The sequence below is a fragment of the Bartonella sp. AC130YNZD genome (assembly GCF_042196865.1).
Classification (GTDB): domain Bacteria; phylum Pseudomonadota; class Alphaproteobacteria; order Rhizobiales; family Rhizobiaceae; genus Bartonella.
This window is the reverse complement of sequence record NZ_JBHIQZ010000066.1, coordinates 1-3,437: the sequence shown is the minus strand read 5'-3', so window position 1 is coordinate 3,437 and position 3,437 is coordinate 1. Positions and strand designations below refer to the sequence as shown.

Here is a 3,437-nt window from a genome sequence, read left to right as displayed (position 1 = left end):
AAGCGCTCTATGAGAGATATGAAAACTTATCAAAAGAAACGTAAATGTGCGTATGATCTTTAATCACTCATTTGAATTACAGAGCCTATAAATGCTTGTTATGGCTATTAAACGTATCAAACAAATCAAAATGCTCGGTAGCTTTATCAATCCAATCAAAAGCAAATGCATATTCAATAAATATCTGCAAAAAACGTTCTTTTTAGCTTGCAAGCATTGGTTTTTAAAAGCAGCTTTTCATAAGATAAATAAACAAACGCTTTTATAAAATGTAAGGTTTTTAAATTTTTTCTGCTGTGAAAGCTAAATCTTAGTTTTCTCATAAATGAAACGTTCTTAAGAGCAAATGATAACTAAGTTATAACTGTAATAAAAAAAAGTTTTAACGTTTCTTATAAAGATCTCATTTTATGTTTCAAACGTTTAAACGTGCACTTAAAGAGGTTCTCATAAGCGTATTTGTACTTTTCATTAAAACCTAATTTCTTTAAATATTAGCCGGTCCATTTTGGGGATGTTATCTTAGAATAGAGCATTCTTAAATATTACAGCTTTTGACTCAAAATTGAGTAAAAACCCATACCTTATGATGTTACAATGGTTTTGAAGTTTGTTTGCTTATCTTTGTCTTAATAGCTGCCCCCAAATTTGGAAAGAGCTCATTTGGTTTCGTATTTTTAAACTATAACTTTTAAAACGTTTTTAGTACCAAATCTAAAGTAGATAGTTATTCTACTGCCATGGCATTATTTGCCTCCATTTTTTTGTGGAAGCGAATAGTTCCATTCTTAAAGACTAGCCTGCAATCTATTCATTAAAAGGCTTTTCATTTCATAAGATATAGCATTTTGAATTTCATGACCTTTATTTCCTACCTCGGTAAAAAAATACCGTGGTTATAAAATCGATCTTGTCTTTAAATCCTTTTATGCAATCTTTAAAATGTTCGGTGTTATGATGATGCTGTTATGACAGCTCTCTATTTTGCGCTCGCCAATTTTGGCGAATGTTAATTTGCTCTTTTATGTGATTAGCAATCCAATCTTTAAAACAAGATGTGATCTTTAAACGTATGTTATCGATATTTCAAACGACTAAATTTTAAACAATGTGATTTGTGCTGTGATAAAAACGTATCATAAGATTTATAAACTGTTATGAATGATAGCTGCTTTTCATTTTATTTGAATACACACATGCGTTATAATATTCACGTCATGATTTGCTTTTTATGGTCTATTCATACATGGCAATCTTATATAAAAAATAGTCAAATGAATCACGTATAAAAGTGTGGATTCTTAAGTGGATTCATATAAAATAATTTCACACAACCTATTGACTTTATTGTGTTTTTTGATATGATATCGAATATCAACTTTCTCAGGTATCTCATGATACTGACCACCGTCAAATTCTTCATATTCTCTTGTGCCATCATCATATTCGTAAAGATTGTAAAAATACTCTGCTACCCCTAATCCCCATGGTGCATATCCAATCGCTGTTGCAACGAACTTTTTCCCCCCCTTCTGTTTACGTTTTTTTAAAAACATTTGGTTTAATATCCCCTATCTAAATCCATAACTTTACCAATGGGTTTATTTGCCTCAAAATGGACTGTACAGAAGCGTTTTTAATTTCAATGTGGTTTTTATCACAAAATCTTTAAATCGCTCTGTACGGTGCCTTTCTGTCAATTTAAACGTATGTCTAATCACAAAATTATCAGAAAATTGCACTACTTTGCTAACCTTCAATATTCTGAACAACACTTCTCAGACCCTTCAAAACCTCTGCAAGCTCTTGCTTGTGAATAGCTGTTAGGGGACTAAAATGTTCTTTCGCTTCCTGTCCTTTCAAAAGCTTTTCACGGGTATTCAAAATCGCCTTGCGGACAAGATTAGCTTTCGTCAATAAGCTATTTTCCAAATCACGACACAACCTTACAAGTTCACGTGTACTTGGAAAAAACGTATCTGATAAACCATCTATATCATCACATAAAATTCGTTTAACCGTTGTCATCAGTGACCATGCCGAAACATTTTCCAAAACCATTCCATACGTCAATGCCATTCCCTCATGATCCGATTGTTGCGATATTTTCAAACCACAGGATAACATGCGAAGTGCTTTGGCGATATCCTCTTTGCTTGCTTTCACTGAGAAAAGCTCTTGCAATTGATCACCAGCCTCTAAAGCAATCGCTTCCTGCTGTTTCGTTAATTGGCTGCCATCTTTCAAAATCAACGGAAAGCCCGGTGCTATCATCTCGTGAATGTGCTTCAAAATATCCTCGATTTCCGATATCAAGGACACTGTCTGCGATACGCTCACCAATGCTTTTTTGCCTTTGACTATAACTTCCATAGTTGCCACCTTGATTATTGATTTTATGATCTTTTGAATTTCTTATCCAGTTACGCCACGTCGCTTGCCAATCGATTTTTGTTGCATTTGCTCCGGCTTTTGAACGCCAGTAATCTCTAAATTTTGCGATTTCGACTTTCACACGCTCCGGAGGCAAGCCCTCGTTGATTGCAAAATCGTAATCGGGTTCGAAATCCGCAGGCAATCGACAGCCTCGATTAGCTTTTGACCGCTTGGCTTTCTTAGGAACGCTTGTCTGCTCGTGAATAGGAGGCTGGTTATCTGATGATGTTGCGATTTGATTTGGTTCGCTTTCAATCGCATCAACCTCGATTGGCTCTTCAATCAAATCCGTTGTTTCTAAATCTTCAAATTCAGTTTCTTTTTTTGATAAAACGATAGTTTTATTTTTTTTATTATATATGTTAATGTTATTGTTATTGTTAATGGCATCATCTAGCATTGCATATGCATTGCTACGAGCATTGCTTGTGCATTGCTCATGCATTGCACGTGCATCATCATTACTTTTATCTTTGTTTTTATCCCATCTAGCTTTTGCTGCTTTTGAAGCCTTTTCTGAAGCTTTATCTAAATTCTCATTACAGTTATTAAGTTCTTCTTCAACTTTTAAACTCCATAAACGACCATCTTCTAAACGTATGATCTTCTCATCGCGTAATAAGATATCTAATGTATTTTTTAGAACTCTCACTGAACAACCAGCCCACCGTGCTAATTTTGCAGCATCTTCAATAATAGGGCGGCGCTCTTCATACATATATAAGACAAGTGTCATATAAAGACCTTTTTCCACTATACTCATGCCACTAACATCAACAATCCATTGTGAAGAAAAAAGCCTCGTCCATGGCAACTTAGTTGACATACTTCACCTCCCTTTCTCCATTATTATTGCAAGTGAAATTATCTAGCTCTTCTTCACTAAGGCTGTTGAGTTCTTCTTCAACATCTAAATTCCACAAACGACCATCTGCTAAACGAATGAGATATCCTTCTTCAAGCAAAACATTCAGTGCCGCTTCAAACTTCTTTACTGAATA

At 34.6% G+C, this 3,437-nt stretch carries 2 protein-coding genes and 2 pseudogenes; all 4 read right to left on the bottom strand.

All coding sequences use genetic code 11. The features are described 5' to 3' along the window. Window positions 1-1,373 precede the first annotated feature (1,373 nt). A pseudogene (locus ACFINU_RS09375) lies at window positions 1,374-1,556 on the bottom strand (hypothetical protein); the annotation flags it as partial. Between the two features lie 193 nt (window positions 1,557-1,749). After that, entirely contained in the window at window positions 1,750-2,274 is a 525-nt protein-coding gene (locus tag ACFINU_RS09370) for a hypothetical protein (RefSeq protein WP_375667620.1), read from the bottom strand. Beyond that, window positions 2,189-3,262, bottom strand: a complete 1,074-nt coding sequence (locus ACFINU_RS09365) for a DUF1376 domain-containing protein (protein WP_375618933.1) — start codon at window positions 3,260-3,262, stop codon at window positions 2,189-2,191. The genes ACFINU_RS09370 and ACFINU_RS09365 overlap by 86 nt, the downstream gene beginning before the upstream one ends. Beyond that, window positions 3,252-3,437: pseudogene (locus ACFINU_RS09360) on the bottom strand (hypothetical protein); the annotation flags it as partial. The pseudogene ACFINU_RS09360 and the gene ACFINU_RS09365, both read right to left, overlap by 11 nt.

Bases quoted from the DNA above. Each gene is read 5' to 3' on its own strand.
- ACFINU_RS09370 (WP_375667620.1), bottom strand. From the start codon at position 2,274: ATGATAGCACCGGGCTTTCCGTTGATTTTGAAAGATGGCAGCCAATTA.
- ACFINU_RS09365 (WP_375618933.1), bottom strand. From the start codon at position 3,262: ATGTCAACTAAGTTGCCATGGACGAGGCTTTTTTCTTCACAATGGATT.